The organism is Streptomyces sp. NPDC001407 (assembly GCF_042895325.1).
Classification (GTDB): Bacteria; Actinomycetota; Actinomycetes; order Streptomycetales; family Streptomycetaceae; genus Streptomyces.
Genome location: NZ_JBIAWF010000001.1, coordinates 149,671 through 171,324, shown reverse-complemented (window position 1 = coordinate 171,324; position 21,654 = coordinate 149,671). Strand labels below are relative to the sequence as shown.

10 protein-coding genes are annotated in these 21,654 nt (G+C 72.4%); 2 read left to right on the top strand and 8 right to left on the bottom strand.

Annotated features, from left to right (window positions below; all coding sequences use genetic code 11):
* Window positions 1–25: 25 nt before the first annotated feature.
* Window positions 26–619, bottom strand: a complete 594-nt coding sequence (locus tag ACFY1P_RS00735) for a TetR/AcrR family transcriptional regulator (RefSeq protein ID WP_390749263.1) — start codon at window positions 617–619, stop codon at window positions 26–28.
* A 131-nt stretch (window positions 620–750) separates the two neighbouring features.
* Between ACFY1P_RS00735 and ACFY1P_RS00730 the strand changes: the two genes are divergently transcribed.
* Entirely contained in the window at window positions 751–2,409 is a 1,659-nt protein-coding gene (locus ACFY1P_RS00730) for an MFS transporter (RefSeq protein ID WP_390749540.1), read from the top strand.
* Window positions 2,410–2,853: 444 nt separating this feature from the next.
* On the opposite strand, the gene glgB is transcribed toward ACFY1P_RS00730, so the two are convergent.
* From glgB to ACFY1P_RS00710, 4 genes are all read right to left on the bottom strand, one after another.
* A complete protein-coding gene (glgB, locus tag ACFY1P_RS00725; protein WP_390749539.1) occupies window positions 2,854–5,052 on the bottom strand; it encodes a 1,4-alpha-glucan branching enzyme in 2,199 nt (732 codons plus the stop codon).
* Between the two features lie 556 nt (window positions 5,053–5,608).
* Window positions 5,609–7,207: a maltokinase gene (locus tag ACFY1P_RS00720; RefSeq protein ID WP_390749262.1), complete on the bottom strand. Its 1,599-nt coding sequence runs from the start codon at window positions 7,205–7,207 to the stop codon at window positions 5,609–5,611.
* 348 nt (window positions 7,208–7,555) lie between these two features.
* Window positions 7,556–9,289 (bottom strand): maltose alpha-D-glucosyltransferase, encoded by a 1,734-nt coding sequence (gene treS, locus ACFY1P_RS00715; RefSeq protein WP_361530772.1) that lies wholly within the window; start codon window positions 9,287–9,289, stop codon window positions 7,556–7,558.
* A complete protein-coding gene (locus tag ACFY1P_RS00710) occupies window positions 9,286–11,292 on the bottom strand; it encodes an alpha-1,4-glucan--maltose-1-phosphate maltosyltransferase (protein WP_361530775.1) in 2,007 nt (668 codons plus the stop codon). Before ACFY1P_RS00710 ends, treS begins: the two co-directional genes overlap by 4 nt.
* 647 nt (window positions 11,293–11,939) lie before the next feature.
* On the opposite strand from ACFY1P_RS00710, the gene glgP reads away from it, so the two are divergent.
* The gene (gene glgP / locus ACFY1P_RS00705) at window positions 11,940–14,567 is read left to right on the top strand and encodes an alpha-glucan family phosphorylase (RefSeq protein ID WP_361530778.1); all 2,628 of its coding nucleotides are present in this window, start codon (window positions 11,940–11,942) and stop codon (window positions 14,565–14,567) included.
* 153 nt (window positions 14,568–14,720) lie between these two features.
* Here glgP and ACFY1P_RS00700 read toward each other — a convergent pair whose 3' ends face one another.
* The 3 genes from ACFY1P_RS00700 to ACFY1P_RS00690 form a co-directional block, all read right to left on the bottom strand.
* Window positions 14,721–17,003: a M4 family metallopeptidase gene (locus tag ACFY1P_RS00700; RefSeq protein WP_390749261.1), complete on the bottom strand. Its 2,283-nt coding sequence runs from the start codon at window positions 17,001–17,003 to the stop codon at window positions 14,721–14,723.
* A 619-nt stretch (window positions 17,004–17,622) separates the two neighbouring features.
* On the bottom strand, window positions 17,623–19,470 hold the full coding sequence (locus tag ACFY1P_RS00695; protein ID WP_361530784.1) for an ABC transporter ATP-binding protein: 1,848 nt from the start codon (window positions 19,468–19,470) through the stop codon (window positions 17,623–17,625).
* Window positions 19,467–21,254 (bottom strand): ABC transporter ATP-binding protein, encoded by a 1,788-nt coding sequence (locus ACFY1P_RS00690; protein WP_390749260.1) that lies wholly within the window; start codon window positions 21,252–21,254, stop codon window positions 19,467–19,469. The genes ACFY1P_RS00695 and ACFY1P_RS00690 overlap by 4 nt, the downstream gene beginning before the upstream one ends.
* Window positions 21,255–21,654: the final 400 nt, after the last annotated feature.

Genomic DNA, 21,654 nt, shown 5'->3' with positions numbered 1-21,654 from the left:
GGAAAGGTAAAGGCAAAGAGAGGGGTCACGGCAGGCGGGCCACCAGCTCGGCCGCCTCGGCCGCGGGCAGGCCCGAAGCCGTCAGTGCCGTGACCGCCGCCGAGCGGCCCGCCTCCTCCGGGGGCAGGATGCCGTCGTTGACGGCCTGCATCAGGCCGAAGATCACCTGCTCGCGTACGTACATGAGCGCGTCCGGCGGCAGCGGGGAGACGAAGCGGCCCTCCTTCAGCCCACGGCGCAGCTGCGCCGCGCCCGCGCGCCGCACCGGCGCCAGGCGCTTGAGGATGCCCTCCATCGTGACGCTGCGCTGGGCGAGGGAGATCAGCAGGCGATAGCGGTCGGCGATCTCCCAGACGCCGAGGATCGAGCGGGCGAGCGCCTCCGCCGGGTCGGTGACGCCGCGCACGGCCGCGGCGTGCGCCGCCCCCACGGCCTCGGCCGCGTCGTCGACGAGGGCCGCCACCAGCGCCTCGCGGCTGGGGAAGTGGCCGTAGACCGTGCGCCGGACGACCCCGGCCGCGCGGGCGATCTGGTCCATGCTCGCGTCCGGGTCGCGCAACAGCTCGGTGAGGGCGACGTCCATGATGCGGCGTCTGTTGGCGTCCGCTCTCCCGGCCATTGGGTCTCTTCTCGGGTCGAGGGGCGTACGGCACGGCCCCGGCCCTCATTTTGCACACCGCCGTCCACGGGCGTAAATTGCACAGTGGTGTGTAATTGCACATGGGTGTGCAGATGACGAAAGGGGATCCGATGGGCCTCGCGATGTCGACACCGGTCGACAAGATGAACGGTCCTTACAAGAGGCGCTGGGCCGCTCTCGGCGTCCTCTGTCTCAGCCTGCTGATCATCGTCATGGCCAACACGTCCCTGACGGTCGCGGCCCCGGACATGGTCCAGGACCTCGGCCTGGGCAGCTCGGACCTGCAGTGGGTCATCGACGGCTACACCGTGCCGTACGCCGCGCTGATGCTGATCCTCGGCGCCGTGGGCGACAAGTACAGCCGCCGCGGGGCGCTCGTCCTCGGTCTCCTCGTCTTCGGCGCGGCCTCCGTCGCCGGGTCGCTGGTCGACAGCTCCACCGGCGTCATCGCCGCCCGCGCCGTCATGGGCGTCGGCGCGGCCATGATCATGCCGGCCACCCTGTCGCTGCTCGCCGCGACCTTCCCGCGCGAGGAGCGCGCGAAGGCCATCACCATCTGGACGGCCACCGCCGGACTCGCCATCGCCATCGGCCCGCTGGTCGCGGGCGCGCTGCTGGAGGACCACGGCTGGGCGTCGACGTTCCTCATCAACGTGCCGATCGCCGCCATCGGCATCATCGGCGCGCTGCTGCTCGTGCCGCCGTCCAAGGCGTCGGGCGTCGACAGGATCGACTACATCGGCGGCCTGCTGTCCGTCATCTGGGTCGGCTCCCTCATCTACATGATCATCGAGGGTCCGCACTTCGGCTGGGGCACCAGCGCGATCGTCGCGGCCGTCGTCGCCGGACTCGGCCTGCTCGCCTTCATCGGCTGGGAACTGCGCCACCCGCGCCCGGTCCTCGACGTCCGCCGCTTCGCCGAGCGCGCGTTCGCGGGCTCCACGCTGGCCGTGGCCCTGTTCTTCCTCGCGGTCTTCGGCACGTTCTACTACCTGACCCAGCACCTGCAGTTCGTCCTCGGCTACTCCGCGCTCGACACGGGCATCCGGATGCTGCCGCTGGCCGGTGCCGTCTTCGTCGGCGGCGCGCTGACCGCCCTGCTGACCCCCAAGGCGGGCATGAAGGCCACCGTGGCGCTGGGCATGACGGTCGGTACGGTCGCGATCGCGCTGCTCACCCGCATCGACGCGAACTCGACGTACGACGACTTCGTCCTGCCGCTGATCATCCTGGGCCTGGCCATCGGCCTGTCCCTGTCGCCCTGCACCAACGCCATCATGGGCTCCTTCCCCGAGGACAAGCTGGGAGTCGGCGGCGCGGTCAACAGCACCTCCATCGAGCTGGGCGGCTCCCTCGGCATCGCCATCCTCGGCACGGTGCTGGCCAAGACCTACTCCTCCAACCTCGCCGACGCCGCCGCGAAGACGGCCGCCGCGGGCGGCCCCAAGCTCCCGGAAAAGGCGCTCTCCGCCGCGCAGGACTCGGTCGGCGCGGGCCTGGCCGTCGCCAAGGAGGCCGGCAAGCAGGTCGCGGCCGGTGCGGCCCCGAAGGTCGGTGCGGAGAAGGCGGCCGCGCTCGGCGCGCAGCAGGCTCAGTCGGTGGTCGAGGCCGTGCACAAGGCTTTCGCGGATTCTGTCGCCCATACGAGTGTGGTGGGTGCGGTGATCCTTGGGGTCGGGACGGTTGTGGTGGCGGTGCTGCTGCCGCGGCGGGGCTCTTCGGCTGCGGCCGAGGCGCCGGCTGAGGCGAAGGTGGACGAGAGGGTTTGAGGTTTTTGCGGTGCCTCGTATCTCTTGCCGGGGGTGCGGGGCACCGCCGTTTCTGTGCGCCTGCGGCGCTTTGTTCCCCTACCCCGCCCCTTCCCGAAACTGGGGCGCTGCCCCAGACCCCGAGCTGCGGGCCGGTTCGCCGCCTGCGGCGGGAGCGCCCTGCTGGGGGTCCCCCCGGACGAAGTCTGGGGGAGCGTCCTCAAACGCCGGACGGGCTGGATGGTGCGGACCCTAGCCAGCACATCCAGCCCGTTGGGGGCACCTCTGGGGGCACCCCCGGACGGAGTCTGGGGGAGGTAGCTGGGGGAGTTTGAGGACACCGCGCGAAGCGCGGTCAGGGGGTCTGGGGGCTTGCCCCCAGTTTCGGGAAGGGGCGGGGTAGGGGAACAAAGCCCGCCGCAGGCGCTGACCCACCCGCAGCCGGGGGTGTAGGGGGGCGCCCCCCTACACCCCCCGCCACCACACCGTCGCCAGCGGCGGCAGTGTCACCGTCACGCTCGCCGGCCGCCCATGATGCCGCGTAACCTCCGTCTTGACGGGGTCCGGGGAGACCACCCCGCCGCCCCCGTACCGCTCCGCATCCGTGTTGAGCACCTCCACCCAGGCCGCAGGCCGGGCCGGTACGCCCAGGGGATAGTGGTGCCGCACCACGGGGGAGAAGTTGGAGACGGCGAGCAGGGGCGAGCCGGACGCGTCGTAGCGGAGGAAGGCGAAGACGTTGTCCTCGCTCGCGTCGCCGACCACCCACTCGAAGCCCTCGGGCGCGGTGTCGCGCTGCCACAGCGCGGGCGTGTCGAGGTAGACGCGGTTGAGGTCGCGCACCAGGTCGCGTACGCCCCGGTGGTCGGCCTCCGCGGAGTACGAGGGGTCGAGCAGCCACCAGTCCGGGCCGTGCCCCTCGGACCACTCCGCGCCCTGGGCGAACTCCTGGCCCATGAAGAGGAGTTGCTTGCCGGGGTGGGCCCACATGAAGCCGAGGTAGGCGCGGTGGTTGGCGCGCTGCTGCCACCAGTCGCCCGGCATCTTCGAGACCAGTGAGCGCTTGCCGTGCACCACCTCGTCGTGCGAGATGGGCAGCACGTAGTTCTCGCTGTAGGCGTAGATCATGGAGAAGGTCATCTCACCGTGGTGGTACTTCCGGTGGACCGGCTCCTTGGAGACGTAGACCAGGGAGTCGTGCATCCAGCCCATGTTCCACTTCAGGCCGAATCCCAGGCCGCCGAAGCCGCCCGGGCCCACGTGGTGGGTCGCGCGGGTGACGCCGTCCCAGGCGGTGGACTCCTCGGCGATGGTGACGACCCCGGGGCAGCGGCGGTAGACGGTCGCGTTCATCTCCTGGAGGAAGGCCACCGCGTCGAGGTTCTCCCGCCCGCCGTGGACGTTGGGCGTCCACTGGCCCTCCTCGCGGGAGTAGTCGAGGTAGAGCATCGAGGCCACGGCGTCCACGCGCAGCCCGTCGATGTGGAACTCCTGGCACCAGTAGACGGCGTTCGCCACCAGGAAGTTGCGGACCTCCGTGCGGCCGTAGTCGAACTCCAGCGTGCCCCAGTCCGGGTGCGCGGCCCGCGCCGGGTCCCCGTGCTCGTACAGCGGACGCCCGTCGAACTCCGCCAGCGCCCAGTCGTCGCGCGGGAAGTGCGCGGGCACCCAGTCCATCAGCACCCCGATGCCCGCCCGGTGCAGCGCGTCGATCAGGAACTTGAAGTCGTCCGGCGTGCCCAGCCGGGCCGTCGGCGCGTAGAACCCCGTGACCTGATAGCCCCACGAGCCGCCGAAGGGGTGCTCCGCCACCGGCATCAGCTCGACGTGCGTGAAGCCGAGGTCCTTGACGTACGCGGGCAGTTGCTCGGCGAGCTGCCGGTAGTTCAGCCCCGGCCGCCAGGAGGCCAGGTGCAGCTCGTAGACGGAGAACGGGGCCTCGTGCACCGGCCGCTCGCCGCGCCGCTCCATCCACGGGCCGTCCGTCCAGACGTGGTGCGAGGCATGCACGATCGAGGCGTTGGCCGGGGGCGCCTCGGTGCGCCGGGCCATGGGGTCCGCGCGCATCGTGTGCGAGCCGTCGGGCCGGGTGATCAGGAACTTGTAGAGCGCGCCCTCGCCGAGGTCCGGCACGAAGAGCTCCCACACCCCCGCACCGCCCAGCGAGCGCATCGGATGGCCCGTGCCGTCCCAGTAGTTGAAGTCCCCGACCACCTGCACGCCCTGCGCGTTGGGTGCCCACACGCTGAAGCGGGTGCCGGGGACGCCCTCGTGGGTCATGGGCTCCGCGCCCAGCGCCCGCCACAGCTCCTCGTGCCGCCCCTCGCGGATCAGGTGCAGATCCAGCTCGCCGAGCGCCGGCAGGAAGCGGTACGGGTCGTGGACCTCCACCTCCGCGTCCTCGTACGTCACCAGCAGGCGGTAGGCGGGGATCTCCCGGAGGGGCACGACCCCCGCGAAGAGGCCGTCGCCTTCGTCGTAGAGCGCGGCCCGCAGACCTTCGGCGACGACTTCCACCGAACGGGCGAACGGGCGCAGCGCCCGGAACGCGACGCCGCCCGGCGCGGTGTGCGCGCCCAGCAGCGCGTGCGGGTCGTGGTGGGCGCCGTGCAGCAGCCGCCCGCGGTCCTCGTCCCCGAGCGGCTCGGCGGGCCGCACGCCCACCGCTGCGGCGGGGCTGCCGCCCGAGACCGGGCCGCCGGCTGTACGGCTGCTACCGGGGGCGTCGCCCGAGGTCGCCTGACGGCTCGCGCCCGTGGCCGCACGGCTGCCCCTACGGGCCTTGCCGCGCCCGCGGCCTGAGGCCGCGCTCACGCCGGGGCTGCCGCTCGTGCCCAGGGCCGGGCTGCTGCCCGTGCGAGCGTTGCCAGGCTCGTCGCCCGAGGTCGCCCGGCCGCCGGCGTTCGCCGCCGGGTCGTCGCCCGTGCGAGTCGTGCCGGTTTCGCGGCCCGGGGCCGCGCTCGGGGCCGGGCCTTCGCCCGTACCGGACCTGTCGGGACCGCCACCGGAAGCCGCTCGGGTGGCCCCGTCCGGTACGGCTCCCGGGCGGGACCGGCCCGGGAGGAACGTGGCCGGGATCCCGGCCGGGCGGGCGGGGCGGCCCGCTCCCGGCTCGGGCGAGGGGCTGCTGGACGGCGGACGAGCGGTCACGGGGCGGTCCTCCTCGGGCTTCCCCCGGCGGCGGCCGGAGGGCGGATCGGTGGTGCCGGGCTCCGGTTCGTCATGCGGGCGCCCCGTTCCCCGGCACGGGTCCGGTGACGCCTTCGTCCGCCACGGCCGCTCTCGGGACAGCCTCGCCCGCGGCCGGGGAATCCGCCAGTCGGCGGATCGCCGCCATCGGCACCGGCAGCCAGTCCGGGCGGTGGCGGGCCTCGTAGAGGACTTCGTAGACGGCCTTGTCCGTCTCGTGGGCGCGCAGCAGTTCGGGGTCCTCGCGGGGGTCGCCGCGCACGGTGGCGTAGCCCTCGCAGAAGGCCGCGCGGGCCCGCGCGGCCCAGGTGCCGCCGCTCGCGCGCCCGACCGCGGCCGCGTAGTCGAAGGAGCGCAGCATGCCCGCGACGTCCCGGGCCGCGGGCTGCGGCCGGCAGCGCTCGGCCAGCGGGCGGGCGGGCTCGCCCTCGAAGTCGATGAGCGCCCAGCGGCCGTCCTCGGCGGTGCGCAGCGCCTGGCCCAGGTGCAGGTCGCCGTGGATGCGCTGGGCGTGCCAGGTGCGCCCGGCCCGGCCGAGCGCGGCGAGTTCGTCGTACGCGGCACGCAGCGCGGCCCGGTAGGGGCGCAGGGCGGGCACGGCGTCGGCGGCGGCGTCCAGGCGGCGGGTCATCGCGGCGGCGAGGTGTTCCAGCTGGGGGCGGCGCAGGACGACGGTGGGCAGCGCTTCGGCGAGCGCGCCGTGCACCTCGGCCGTGGCGTGCCCGAGTGCGCGCGCGGAGGCGGTGAAGTCGGCCCGTACGGCGAGGGCGCTCAGCGCGAGCTGCCAGCCGTCGGCGGAACCGGGGAGATAGGGCTGGAGGACGCCGAGCGTCATGGCGTCGGTGTCCGGGCCGGGCGGCTCGGCCTCGAACCACGCGGCGGGCGGCGGGACCCGGTTGCAGCCGCGGGCGGCGAGCGCGCGGGGCAGCTCGAGGTCGGGGTTGGTGCCGGGGCAGACGCGACGGAAGAGCTTGAGGATATACGTTTCGCCGTAGATGACCGAGGAGTTGGACTGTTCGGCGGTGAGCAGCCTGGGGGTCAGTCCGGCGGGGATGACGGCGCCCTCCTCGCGCGTGAAGCGCAGCGGCCCGAGCCGGCCGGGCGTCCGCATCCGCTCCAGGAGGAGGGCGGCGAGCCGGGGGTCGGCGAGGCCCTCGTAGACGGTGCGACCGTGCAGGGGGCCGCCGGAGGGGCGGCCGATGAGCGTGCCGGCCAGGTGGGGCGGCAGCACGTCCTGGACGCCGAGCAGGAGTTGATAGCAGTCGTCGGTGCCCGTGTGCACGGCCGGGGCCGGGGCGTCGAGGGGGCCGGGCCGGGCCGTGGGGGAGCCGGTCTGGTGGGCCCGGACGAGCAGGTGCAGCAGGCCGGGTGCCGTGGTGCCGGGGACGTGCGGGAGCAGCTCGGTCGCCGTGACGAGGGTGAAACCGGTGATCGGACGGCCCTTGCCCGCGAACCACCGCTGCCGGGGCAGCCACTCGGCGAGCAGCGGCACCAGGGAACTCAGCAGTCCCGCCTCGGCGTCCGTCGGCTGCGCGGCGTTCGCCGAGGCGGCACGGACCGAGGACAACAGGGGTCCGGGGGTCGTCCCCCGGCGGGTGGTCCCGCGGTGGGACGGTGCAGCGTCCGACATGGCGTCGCGTCCTTTCCCCGGGCACACGACAGATTGCGCAAAGTGTCCCGGATTGCGGCTTTGACCGGTGTGCGGTGCGGGACGTGTCGGGCGAGGATCGTCCGTACGGTCAGCCCCGGCGGCCACGGGTGGCCCCCTGCGTTCGGTGCGTGCGATCGGTGCGGTGCGTGCGGTCGGCCCCGGGGGCCTCGGCGGCGGAATCGATGGGCTACCGATCAGTTGTCGATCAATATCGATCGGTGTCGATCAGTTCGGTCCGGCCCGTGCGTAGTAGTGAGGGTTCCCAGGCTTCGCGGGGGAAAACCGCCCGTGCGCGCCCGATCGGGCCCGGGCGCGCACGGGCACGGCTCAGTGCCCCGGCGGCGGAGGCGCGCTCTGCCGCAGCCGGAACCAGTAGAAGCCGTGACCCGCGAGGGTCAGCAGGTAGGGCAGCTCCCCGATGGCCGGGAAGCGCACCCCGCCGATGAGCTCGACCGGATGCCTGCCGTTGAAGGCCCGCAGATCGAGCTCGGTCGGCTGTGCGAAGCGCGAGAAATTGTTCACGCACAGGACCAGGTCGTCGTCCCGCTGCCCCGGCACCCGCACCTCGCGCAGGAAGGCCAGCACCGCCGGATTGCTGGAGGACAGCTCGGTGTACGAGCCGAGTCCGAAGGCCGGGTTCTGCTTGCGGATCTCGATCATCCGCCGCGTCCAGTGCAGCAGCGAGGACGGGCTGCTCATCGCCGCCTCGACGTTGGTGACCTGATAGCCGTAGACCGGGTCCATGATGGTCGGCAGGTACAGCCGCCCCGGATCGCAGGAGGAGAAGCCCGCGTTGCGGTCCGGCGTCCACTGCATCGGCGTGCGCACGCCGTCGCGGTCGCCGAGCCAGATGTTGTCGCCCATGCCGATCTCGTCGCCGTAGTAGAGGATCGGCGAACCGGGCAGCGACAGCAGGAGCGCGGTGAACAGCTCGATCTGATTGCGGTCGTTGTCGAGCAGCGGGGCCAGCCGGCGCCGGATGCCGATGTTGGCGCGCATCCGCGGGTCCTTGGCGTACTCCGCGTACATGTAGTCGCGTTCCTCGTCCGTGACCATCTCGAGCGTGAGCTCGTCGTGGTTGCGGAGGAAGATGCCCCACTGGCAGCGCGAGGGAATGGCCGGGGTCTTGGCCAGGATTTCCGAGACCGGGTAGCGGGATTCCCGCCGTACGGCCATGAAGATGCGCGGCATCACGGGGAAGTGGAAGGCCATGTGGCACTCGTCGCCGCCGGTGCTGTAGTCGCCGAAGTAGTCGACGACGTCCTCGGGCCACTGATTGGCCTCGGCCAGCAGCACGGTGTCGGGGTAGTGCGCGTCGATCTCGGCCCGCACGCGCTTGAGGAACTCGTGGCTGCGCGGCAGGTTCTCGCAGTTGGTGCCCTCCTCGGCGAAGAGATAGGGCACGGCGTCGAGCCGGAAGCCGTCGATGCCGAGGTCCAGCCAGAACCGCAGCGCGGCCAGGATCTCCTCCTGCACGGCCGGGTTCTCGTAGTTGAGGTCCGGCTGGTGGGAGAAGAAGCGGTGCCAGTAATACTGCTTGCGGACCGGGTCGAAGGTCCAGTTCGAGGACTCGGTGTCCACGAAGATGATCCGCGCGCCCTGGTACTGCTTGTCGTCGTCGGCCCAGACGTAGTAGTCGCCGTAGGGGCCGTCGGGATCCGCGCGGGACTGCTGGAACCACTCGTGCTGATCGCTCGTATGGTTCATGACAAAATCGATGATGACGCGCATGCCGCGCTGGTGCGCCGCGTCCACGAACTCCACGAAGTCGGCGAGGTCACCGAACTCGGGCAGCACCGAGGTGTAGTCCGAGACGTCGTAGCCGCCGTCGCGCAGCGGGGACTGGAAGAACGGCGGCAGCCACAGGCAGTCGACGCCCAGCCACTGCAGATAGTCCAGCTTGGCCGTCAGACCCTTGAGGTCGCCGATGCCGTCGCCGTCGCTGTCCTGGAACGACCGGACGAGCACCTCGTAGAAGACGGCGCGCTTGAACCAGTCCGGATCCAGATCCTTCGCGGGTGTGTCCTCGAATGTGTCGGGGACGGGCTCGTTGACGATCATGGTGTGGGTGACCCTCCGATCGGTGAGGACGGTCGCAGCGAGAACACGTGCGCGGGCGCGATGGAACGGCCCGGCTCCAGGCGCACATAGTTGTCCCTGCCCCAGTGATAGGTCTCTCCGGTGAGCTCGTCGCGCACCGGGACGGACTCGTGCCATTCGAGGCCGAGTTCCGGCATGTTCAACGAGACCGTGGCCTCCTGGGTGTGGTGGGGGTCGAGGTTGACGACCGTCAGCACACAGGAGCCGCCAGGGCCGCCGACCCGCTTGGAATAGGCGATGACGGCGTCGTTGTCGGCGTCATGGAAACGCACGTTGCGCAGCCGGCGCAGGGCGGGCTGACGCCGCCGCAGCCGGTTGAGCGCGGTGAGCAACGGCGCGAGGCTGCGCCCCTCGCGCTCCGCCGCGGCCCAGTCCCGTGGCCGCAGCTGATACTTCTCGGAGTCCAGATACTCCTCGCTGCCCGCCCGCACGGGGGTGTTCTCGCACAGCTCGTAACCGGCGTAGACACCCCAGGAGGGGGAGAGCGTCGCGGCGAGCACGGCCCGGATCTCGAACGCCGCGCGGCCGCCGTCCTGGAGATAGGCGTGCAGGATGTCGGGGGTGTTGACGAAGAAGTTCGGCCGCATGCACGCCGCGCTCGCGTCCCCCGCGAGCTCGGTGACGTAGTCGGTGAGCTCCTGCTTGGAGTTGCGCCAGGTGAAGTAGGTGTACGACTGCTGGAAGCCGATCGCCCCGAGCGTGCGCATCATGGCGGGCCGGGTGAACGCCTCGGCCAGGAACACCACATCGGGATCCGTGCGGCCCACCTCGCCGATGACCTTCTCCCAGAACGACACCGGCTTGGTGTGCGGATTGTCGACCCGGAAGATCCGGATCCCGCGCGCCATCCAGAAGCGCAGCACCCGCAGCGTCTCCCGGACGAGCCCGTCGAAGTCCGCGTCGAAGGCCAGCGGATAGATGTCCTGGTACTTCTTCGGCGGGTTCTCGGCGTACGCGATGGAGCCGTCCGCGCGATGGTGGAACCACTCGGGGTGCTTGTCCACCCAGGGGTGGTCCGGGGAGCACTGGAGCGCGAAGTCGAGCGCCACCTCCATGCGCAGCTCGCGCGCCCGCGCCACGAAGTGGTCGAAGTCCTCGAAGGTGCCGAGGTCCGGGTGGAGGGCGTCGTGCCCGCCGTCCGCGGAGCCGATCGCCCAGGGGCTGCCCACGTCGTACGGGCCCGCGGTGAGGCCGTTGTTGGGGCCCTTGCGGAAGGCGGTGCCGATGGGGTGCACCGGCGGGAGGTAGACCACGTCGAAGCCCATGGCCGCGACCGCCGGGAGCCGCTCGGCCGCCGTCCGGAAGGTGCCGCTGACCGGTGGCCCGTCCTGGGGCAGCCGCGCGCCCTCGGAGCGGGGGAACAGCTCGTACCACGAGCCGGACAGCGCCCGTTCGCGCTCGACGAGGACGGGCACCGGCCGGCTGCTGCTGACCAGCTCGCGCAGGGGGTACGCGGCCAGGGCGGCGGTGACGTCGGGGGCCAGCGCGGCGGCGAGCCGCCCGGCGGGTGCGCGGCCGGTGTCGCGCAGGCCGTCGACGGCGGCGAGCACGGCCTCGCGGCCGTCGTTCTTCGGCACCCCGGCGGCGGCCCGCTCGAACAGCAGCGCCCCCTCCTCCAGGACCAGTTCGGAGTCGATCCCGGCCGGGATCTTGATCCGGGCCTGGTGCCGCCAGGTCTCCACCGGATCGCTCCACGCCTCCACCGCGTACGTCCAGCGGCCCTCCGCGTCCGGGGTGACCTCGGCGCCCCAGCGGTCGGTGCCCGGCGCGAGCTCCCGCATCGGCGTCCACGGACCGGACCGGCCCGCGGGCCCCCGCAGCACCACATTGGCGCCCACCGCGTCATGGCCCTCGCGGAAGACGGTGGCGGTCACCTGGAAGGACTCGCCCGCCACGGCCTTGACCGGTCTGCGGCCGCAGTCCACGAGCGGGCCGAGGTCCAGGACGGGGATGCGACCGATCATGAGATCACCTGGAGGTTCGACGGAATCGGGAGGTCTGGCGGTTCTGTTCTTTCTATCGGCTCCGCCGGTCGTCGGCCGGGCGCGGGCATGACTGCTTCTGCCCGCGTTCACCCGGGTGGATGCGGAGGAAATGCGGCAGAGGCAAAGCCGTGGACGACGGGGCGGGGGCGGTGACTTCACTGCGTACCGTTGGAGCTTTCCCATCGGCACCTGGCGAGCATGCCCGTCCCGTGGGACCTACCGGTGCGTAGTTCCCGTGACACCGCGTGGGGAGGACGGTCGGCACCCCGTCACCCGTAGGCAGTCTCCCCGTTGGGCCGATCGTGTGCAATGTGCCGAAAGGGGATAGGCGGCGGCCGGACGGGGTAGCGCGGTGCCCGCGGCCACCGCGGAAGCCGTAGAGTCACCCGGCCGCCGGAGCGCCCGCTGTACGCGTGGCGTATTCCGCACTCACGCACCTGCTGTAGACGGCGCAGCCCGCTTGCCTGAGAACCCCGCCGGGACAACGGGACGTTCCCCCCGCTCCACAGGTATATCCACGCGCCCGGCCCGCACCACGGGGCGCATTCGCCGGTCACTCCCGGCGGGGGCGGGAACTGTCCCCGACAACCCCGAATCGGGAGCGCCACGGCGCTACCGTCGTGACAGTGAAGGCCATTCGTCGATTCAGTGTGCGCCCCGTCCTTCCGGAGCCCCTACGACCGCTCAGCGAGCTGGCGCGCAACCTGCGCTGGTCCTGGCACCCCGAGACGCGCGAGCTCTTCCAGTCCGTCGACCCCGAGGGCTGGCGGGCCGCCGGCGGGGACCCCCTGCGACTGCTGGGGACCGTCTCCGCCGACCGGCTGGCGGCCCTCGCCGAGGACCGCCGCTTCCGCCGCCGCCTCGCCGCCGCCTCCGACGATCTGCACGACTACCTCACCGGCCGGCGGTGGTACCAGGAACAGCCCGAGGGGCTGCCCGCCGCCGTCGCCTATTTCTCCCCCGAGTTCGGCATCACCGCCGCCCTCCCGCAGTACAGCGGCGGGCTCGGCATCCTCGCGGGCGACCACCTCAAGTCCGCCAGCGACCTCGGCGTCCCGCTCATCGGCGTCGGACTCCTCTACCGCCACGGGTACTTCCGCCAGTCCCTCTCCCGCGAGGGCTGGCAGCAGGAGCACTACCCCCTGCTCGACCCCAACGAGCTCCCGCTGCGAATGCTCCGCGAACCCGACGGCACCCCCAGCCGCGTCTGTCTCGCCCTCCCCGGCGGCCGCTCCCTGCTCGCCTACATCTGGCAGGCCCACGTCGGCCGCGTCCCCCTGCTCCTCCTCGACTCCGACGTCGAGGAGAACGGCCCCCGCGAGCGCGACGTCACCGACCGGCTCTACGGCGGCGGGGGCGAGCACCGGCTGCTCCAGGAGATGCTCCTGGGCATCGGCGGGGTGCGCGCGCTCCGTACGTACTGCCGGCTCACCGGCCACGCCGAGCCCGAGGTCTTCCACACCAACGAGGGCCACGCCGGATTCCTCGGCCTGGAGCGCATCCGCGAACTCACTGAGCAGGGCGCCGACTTCGACGCCGCCCTGGAGAGCGTGCGCGCCGGAGCCGTCTTCACCACCCACACGCCCGTGCCCGCCGGCATCGACCGCTTCGACCGCGAGCTCGTCGCCCGCCACTTCGGCCCCGCCGGGGAGCTCCCCGGCATCGACGTCGAACGCGTCCTCGAACTCGGCCTGGAGAGCTACCCCGGCGGCGAGCCCAACCTCTTCAACATGGCGGTCATGGGCCTGCGCCTGGCCCAGCGCGCCAACGGCGTCTCCACCCTCCACGGGCAGGTCAGCCGCCAGATGTTCGCGGGCCTGTGGCCGGGGTTCGACGCCGAGGAGGTGCCCATCACCTCCGTCACCAACGGCGTCCACGCGCCCACCTGGGTCGCCCCCGAGGTCATGCGGCTCGGCGCCCGGCAGGTCGGCGCCGGACGCGCCGAGGACGCCCTCACCGTCGGCGGCTCCCGGCGCTGGGACGCCGTCGACGGCATCGCCGCCGCCGACATCTGGGAACTGCGCCGCACCCTGCGCGAACAGCTCGTCGAAGAGGTGCGCGGGCGGCTGCGCGCCTCCTGGCGCGAACGCGGCGCCGGCACCGCCGAACTCGGCTGGATCGACTCCGTCCTCGACCCCGACGTCCTCACCATCGGCTTCGCCCGCCGCGTCCCCTCCTACAAGCGCCTCACCCTGATGCTCCGCGACCGCGACCGGCTGATGGAGCTGCTGCTCCACCCCGAGCGGCCGATCCAGATCGTCGTCGCGGGCAAGGCCCACCCCGCCGACGACAGCGGCAAGCGCCTCGTGCAGGAGCTGGTGCGGTTCGCCGACGACCCGCGCGTGCGCCACCGCATCGTCTTCCTGCCCGACTACGGCATGGCGATGGCCCAGAAGCTCTACCCCGGCTGCGACGTCTGGCTCAACAACCCGCTGCGCCCCCTGGAGGCGTGCGGCACCTCCGGCATGAAGGCCGCGCTCAACGGCTGTCTCAACCTGTCCGTCCTGGACGGCTGGTGGGACGAGTGGTACGAACCCGACTTCGGCTGGGCCATCCCCACCGCCGACGGCGCCGCCACCGACGAGGACCGCCGCGACGACCTGGAGGCCACCGCCCTCTACCGGCTGCTGGAGGAGCGGGTCGCGCCGCGCTTCTACGACCGGGGCGCGGGCGGGCTGCCCGGCCGCTGGATCGAGATGGTCCGCGGCACGCTCACCACCCTCGGCCCGAAGGTGCTGGCCGGGCGCATGGTCAGGGAGTACGTGGAGCGGCTCTACGGGCCGGCCGCCGAGGCCCAGCGCGCGCTCGGCGCGGACACCGCCCGCGAACTGGCCGACTGGAAGCGGCGGGTGCGCGACGCGTGGCCGGGCGTCGCCGTCGACCACGTGGAGGCGGTCGCGGACACCGCGCTCAACGGCACGGCGGAGCTGGGCTCGACGGTCTCCCTGCGGGTGAGCGTCACCCTCGGCGGCCTCGAACCGACGGACGTCGAGGTGCAGGCGGTCGCCGGCCGGGTCGACCCCGCGGACTGCCTCAGCCGCACGTCGACGTTCCCCCTGAAGCCGACGGGGGCGCCGGGCCTCGACGGGCGCCGCCTCTACGAGGGCCCGCTGACGCTCGACCGCACGGGCCCCTTCGGCTACACCGTCCGCATCCTGCCGGCCCACCGGCTGCTGGCCAGCGGGGCGGAGATGGGCCTGGTGACGCTGCCGTCGGAGGCGACGGGGGAGGGCGCGGGGGTCCTGCTGCGGTAGCGCTCCGCTGGAAGTCCGGTGCGTCATCTGCGGGTGGGTCGTGGCTGGTCGCGCAGTTCCCCGCGCCCCTTCGGGGCGCTGCCGAACGAGAAATTGAGAGGCGCCGCCCGGGGGAGGCGAACTCACCCCGGGCGGCGCCTGGTCCGGTGAACGCTAGAAGCTGAGCCTCCAGCTGTTCAGGGTGCCGCTGTCACCCGAGTACACGTCCTGGACCTGGAGCTTCCACGTGCCACTGGCCGAGGAGGCCGAGGCGTCCACGGTGTACGTCTCCTTCACGTCCGCCGCGGAGTCCCACGAGTCGGAGTCCTTCAGCCGCCACGACTTGCCGTCGGGGGCCACCAGGTCGATCTGGAGGTCACCGCGGTAGGTGTGCGTGATGTTCACGTCCACCTTCAGCGCGGACGAGCCGTTGCCGCTGCGCGTCACGACGATCGGCGAGGTGACGGCCGCTCCCGCGTCGGGGATCGCCACCGGGGTGGTGTTCTCGAAGACGCTGCCGCCACCCGTGGTGTTCACGGTCCACTTGAAGGTCGCGGTGCCCGTCTTGCCGGCCGAGTCCTTCACCGTCACGGTCACCGTGCTGGTGCCCGTCGCGGTCGGGGTGCCGGATATCAGTCCGGTCGAGGCGTTGACCGACAGCCCGGGGGGCAGCCCGGAGGCCGAGTAGGTCAGCGAACCGGCCGTGGAGCTCGTCGCCTTGATCTGGAGCTGGACGGCGGTGTTGACGATGCTGGTCTGGTCGCCGGGCGCGGTGACGGTCACGCCTGAGGAGACCCGGCTGCCGACGCTGATGGCGGCCCACGCGTTGGCGACGTTGTTGTACGTCTCGCTGCCGACGCCGAAGAGCTCACCGGCGGCCCACAGCGTCGCGTCCCGCGCGCCCGCGTAGTTGGTGTTGGACTGCATGCGCTGGGTCAGGGCCTTGAACCACACCTTCGCGGCGTTGTCCCGGCCTATGCCGGTGACCGGCAGCCCGTCGGCGGTCGGGCTGTCGTAGTGCACGCCGTTGATGTCCTTCGGGCCGCTGCCCTCGGAGGCGAGGTAGAACCAGTGATTGGCCGGGCCCGACGAGTAGTGCACGTCGAGTCCGCCGAGGCCGGAGTACCACGCGTCCTTGGACCGGCCGTCGCGGCTCGGCTTGTCCTGGTAGCGCAGCGGCGTGCCGTTGCCGTTGATGTCGATCTTCTCGCCGATGAGGTAGTCGCCCGGGTCGCTCGGGTTGTTCGCCCAGAACTCCACGGCGGTGGCCATGATGTCGGACGTCGCCTCGTTCAGCCCGCCGGACTCCCCGCTGTAGGTGAGGTTGGCGGTCGCGGCCGTGACGCCGTGCGTCATCTCGTGCGCGGCCACGTCGATCGCGGTCAGCGGCTTGGCGTTGCCGGACCCGTCGCCGTACGTCATGCAGAAGCAGCCGTCGTCCCAGAAGGCGTTGACGTAGCTGTTGCCGTAGTGCACCCGGCTGTACGCGCCCTGGCCGTCACCGCGGATGCCGGAGCGGCCGTGCACGTTCTTGTAGTAGTCCCAGGTGAGCTGGGCGCCGTAGTGCGCGTCGGCGCCGGCGGTGGCGGGGTCACTGTTGCTGCCGTTCCCCCACACGTCGGTGGAGTTGGTGTACAGCGAGCCCGTGCCGGACGAGCCGTGGTTCAGGTTGTACGTCTTGTGCCCGCCGCGCGTGCCGTCGTTCAGGGTGTACGAGCCACCGGACTGCGTCGTGCCGAGCGTGACCTGGCCGCTGTACTGCGTGTTGCCGGTGCCGGTCTTGATGCCTTGGAATGCGAAGAGCTTCTTGCCCGTCTTCGCGTCCGTGATGACGTGCAGCTGGTTCGGCGTGCCGTCGTCCTGGAGGCCGCCGACGACCGTCTCGTAGGCGAGCACGGGCGCCCCGTCGGCCGCCCAGATCACCTTGCGCGGCGCGACGTCGGCCTTGGTGGCCTTCGAGCCCTGCGCGTTCGCGGCCTTCACGGCGTCCTTCTCCGCGGCGGAGGCCGCGAGGGACGGCGTGGTGGTGGCCACCGCCAGGCGGGACTTGGTGGCCTTGGCGACGGCCTTGACCGTGCCGCTGTTCGTCGCGTCGACCACGAGGTCCCCGCCGAGGACCGGCAGACCGTCGTAGGTGCGCTCGTAGCGGGTGTGGCTGGTGCCGTTGACGTCCTTGACGACGTCCTTCACGACCAGCTGCTCCTTGGCGCCGAGGCCCAGCGTCCGGGCCGTCCGCGCCTTGGTCGCGTTGGCCTCGCGCATCAGCTCGGCGCGCTGCGAGGGGGTGAGCTTGGCGGGCTGCGCGCCGGGGTCGGCCTTGGCGACGACCTTGCGGCCCGCGGTGGTGTGGTCGGCCTTGGCGGTGGCGGCACCGGTCTGCGCGCCGACGGCGAGAACCGCGGTGACGGCGACCAGGGCGCCGGTGGCGACTGCGCGCCTATGGGGGGTGGGTCTCACACTGACTCCTTCTGCGATGGCCACGGTGGGTGACCGAAGGGAGGCCGGGCGGCCGGGGAGGCCGCTCGGACAGAGCGAGGGAGAGCACGATGCTTCAGGGGGGGGAAGCCGATGAGGAAAAGGGGGTGCGCGACGCCCTGCCGAGGTGCTGTGGGGGGAGCGGTGTGTCGGTGGAGGGAAGAGTGCCACCGCAGGCATGTACGTGTCAGGAGTGCGGCGGCAAGTTGGCCGGATAGCGTCCGTTGACGAACAAGCGGGGTCCGCATAGCGGATCGGGAAGGACGCGGGGTGGGGGACCTTTGAACTCTCTTGTACAGCCGTTGGGATGGGGTCGAGCGTTTCGTCATCCGACCGGAAATGGTGCAGTCCAATGACGGGGCGGTCGGGGCGGGTCAGCTCCGCCGCCTCGCCCATGAGTTGCCGCGGCGCGTCCCTCGCCGGCCCGGAACTGCTCTCACCCGCTGCCTCGGCGAGCACGCGGCCGATGCCGACGCGTTCCACGGCCATGCGATCCGCGCCGGCCGCGCCACGGCCCGACAGGCCGTCCCGGAGACGGGCGGCCGCACCGTCGGTCCCGCGCCATCGGTCCCGCACGGCGCGGATCCCGGGCGAGCCGTCGTCAGACCAGGCTGTCCCGCCAGGCCCGGTGCAGGTCCGCGAAGCGGCCCGTGCCCGCGATGAGCTCGGCCGGTGTGCCGTCCTCCACCACGCGGCCGTCCGCCATGACCAGCACCCGGTCCGCGATCTCGACCGTCGACAGGCGGTGCGCGATCACCACGGCCGTGCGCCCGCGCAGCACCGTGCGCATCGCGGCCTGCACCGCCTGCTCGCCCGGGATGTCCAGCGAGGACGTCGCCTCGTCGAGGATGAGCACGGCGGGGTCGGCGAGGAGCGCGCGGGCGAAGGCGATCAACTGCCGCTGCCCCGCGGAGATGCGGCCGCCGCGCTTGCGCACGTCCGTGTCGTAGCCGTCCGGGAGCGCGGTGATGAAGTCGTGCGCGCCGATGGCCTTCGCCGCCCGCTCCATCTCCTCGCGCGTCGCGCCGGGGCGGCCGATGGCGATGTTCTCCGCCACCGTGCCGGAGAACAGGAACGACTCCTGGGTGACCATGACGACCCCGCGGCGCAGCTCCGCCACGGCCAGCTCGCGCAGCGGGACGCCGTCGAGCCGCACCTCGCCCTCGGTCGGGTCGTAGAAGCGGGCGAGCAGCTTGGCCAGCGTGGACTTGCCGGCACCGGTGGAGCCGACGACGGCGACCGTCCGCCCGGCGGCCAGGGTCAGATCGAAGCGGGGCAGCACCTCGCCGCCCGTGCGGTAGGCGAAGCGCACGCCGTCGAAGACGACCTCGCGGCCCGGCCGGCCCGCGGGCCGCTCCGGCAGCGTCCTGGGGTGCGCGGGCTCGGGGACGGAGGGGCGCTGGGCGAGCAGCCCGGCGATCTTCTCCAGGGAAGCGGCGGCCGACTGATAGGTGTTGAGGAACATCCCCAGCCGGTCGATCGGGTCGTACAGCCGCCGCAGATAGAGCACGGAGGCGGCCAGCACGCCGAGCGCCAGATCGCCGGAGGCCACCCGGTAGGCGCTCCACAGGACGATCACCGCCAGCGCCGTGTTGGCCACCAGCCGGGACGAGAATATGTAGCGGGCCATCTCCAGCATCGCGGCCGTGTTGGCGCCCCGGTGGCGGGAGTTGAGCTCGGCGAAGTGCGCGTCGTTGGCGCGTTCCCGGCGGAACGCCTGCACCGGCCGGATGCCGTTCATCGTCTCCGTGAACTTCACGATGACGGCCGCGATCGCCGTGGACCGCTCGCCGTAGACGACCAGGGCGCGGCGCTGGTAGGAGCGCACGAAGAGATACAGCGGGGCGAAGGACAGCAGGGCCGCGCCACCGATGCCCCAGTCGAGCCAGAGGAGCGTGGCCGAGACGTACACCACCGACAGGGCGACGGCGATGAGCTCCTGGAGGCCGTCGTTGAGCAGCTCGCGGATCGACTCGACGTCGGAGGTGGCGCGGGAGATCAGCCGGCCGGAGGTGTAGCGCTCGTGGAAGTCGACGCTGAGCGACTGCGCGTGGCGGAAAATCCGGCCGCGCAGGTCCAGGAGCATGTCCTGGCCGATCCGGGCCGACAGCCGCACGAAGGCCAGCTGGAGGAGGCCGGAGGCCAGCGCGCACAGGGCGTAGCCGACGCCGACGGCGACGAGCGGGCCGTGGTCGCCGTGGCGCACGGCGGGCACCCCGCGGTCGATGGCGTACGCCACCAGCAGCGGGCCGGCCTGGACGGCGGCCTGCTGGAGCAGCAGGACGACGACGGCGAGCCGGACCGCGCCCCGGGCTGGGGCGAGGAGCGAGCGCAGCAGCGCGCGGGAGGCGCCCTTGGGCGCGGGCAGGACGTCCTGGGCGACGGGGTCGCCGGCCTCCGCCGCTCGCTCCTCCCGCCCCTCCTGCTCTTCGGGAACGGTGGTGGTCATCGTCGCGGCCCTCCCTGAAAGGCGTGGTCGTCCCGGCCGGACATCAGTGCCGCGTACTCCTCGTTGCCGTGCAGCAGTTCGTGGTGGGTGCCGACCGCCGCGACGCGCCCGCCGGAGAGCAGCGCGACCCGGTCGGCGAGCAGGACGGTGGACGGGCGGTGGGCGACCACCAGGGCCGTGGTCGTGGCCAGCACGTCGCGCAGCGCCGCCTCGACCAGGGCCTCGGTGTGGACGTCGAGCGCGGAGAGCGGGTCGTCGAGGATGAGGAAGCGGGGCGAGCCGACGACCGCGCGGGCCAGCGCGAGCCGCTGCCGCTGCCCGCCGGACAGGCTCAGCCCCTGCTCGCCGACCTGCGTGCCGGGGCCGTCGGGCAGGGCGTGCACGAAGCCGGCCTGGGCGACCGTCAACGCCCGTACGAGATCGGCCTCCTCGGCGTGGGCGGCGCCCATCATGACGTTCTCGGCGACGGTGGCCGAGAAGAGCGTGGGGTCCTCGAAGGCGACGGAGACGAGCTCGCGCAGCCGCTCGCGGGGGAGCTCCGCGATGTCCTGGCCGTCCAGGGTGATCCGCCCGGCGGTCGCCTCGTGGAGGCGGGGTATCAGCGCGGTGAGGGTGGTCTTGCCGCTGCCGGTGGTGCCGACGAGCGCCATGGTCTCGCCGGGCCGGATGTGCAGGTCGATGCCGCGCAGCACGGGCGGGGAACCGGCGGGCGCGTCGGGGTAGCGGAACTCCACGCCCTCCAGGCGGAGTCCGTCGCCCCGCGGCCGGGCGGGCGCCGGCACCTCGGGGGCGTCGGCGGGCGGCTGGGTGTCGAGCACCTCGAAGAAGCGGTCCGCGGCCGTCGCCGACTCGTTCGTCACGGCGAGCAGGAAGCCGATCGACTCCACCGGCCAGCGCAGCGCGAGCGCCGTCGACAGGAACGCCACCAGGGTGCCCGCCGACAGCTCGCCGTCGGCGACCTGCACCACACCGAGCAGCAGCGCCGCCCCGATCGCCAGCTCCGGCAGGATCATGATCAGTGCCCACAGCGTTCCCAGCAGGCCGGCCTTGCGCAGCTCGGTCGACCGCAGCCGGCCGGAGAGGGCCATGAAGGAGCGCTCCTGCCGGTGGTGCCGCCCGAAGCCCTTGATGATGCGGATGCCGAGGACGCTCTCCTCGACGGCCGTCGTCAGATCGCCCACCTGGTCCTGCGCGGTCCGCGCGGCCCGGGAATAGCGGTCCTCGAACTTCCAGCAGAGCGCGACCAGCGGCACCACCGGCGCGAGCAGCACCAGGCCCAGCAGCCACTGCTGCATCAGCAGGATGACGAAGCCGACCACGATGGTCACCGTGTTGACCAGCAGGAAGGTCAGCGGGAACGCCAGGAAGATCCGCAGCAGCATCAGGTCCGTCGTGCCGCGCGAGAGCAACTGCCCCGAGGGCCAGCGGTCGTGGAAGGCCACCGGCAGCCGCTGGAGACGGGCGTAGAGGTCCGCCCGCATGTCCGCCTCGACGCGGGCCAGCGGCCGGGCGATCAGCCGGCGGCGCGTCAGGAACAACACCGCCTCCACGACGCCGAGTGCCAGCAGCAGCGCACCGCCCAGCCAGACGCCCGAGGGGTCACGGTCCGCGACCGGGCCGTCCACCATCCACTTCAGCACCAGGGGGAAGGCGAGCCCTATGCAGGACGCGACGACCGCCACGGCCGCGGCGGCCAGCAGCCTGATGCGGACGGGGCGGACGTAGGGCCAAAGCCGCAGCAGCGACCGGGCAGTTGAGTGGGGCGCTTCTCGGGTGACAGTCATCAGGAGTGAGGGTACGGTTCACCACTGACAGTGCCCATTTGTTTTTCCGGGTTCGGGCGCGGGTGGGTGGCGCCTGCGGCGCTTGTTCCCCAGCCCCGCCCCTTCCCGGCTGCGTCTGATGTGCGGCTCCGCCGCGTGGGGGCTTCGCCTGCGGCGCTTTGTTTCCCCTACCCCGCCCCTTCCCGAAACTGGGGCTGCGCCCCAGACCCCCTGACCGCGCTTCGCGCGGTGTCCTCAAACGCCGGACGGGCTGGAATGGTGCGGACCGTAACCAGCACATTCAGCCCGTCCGGCGATTGAGGACGCTCCCCCAGACTTCGTCCGGGGGGACCCCCAGCAGGGCGCTCCCGCCGCAGGCGGCAACGGACCCGCACATCGGGGTCTGGGGCAGCGCCCCAGT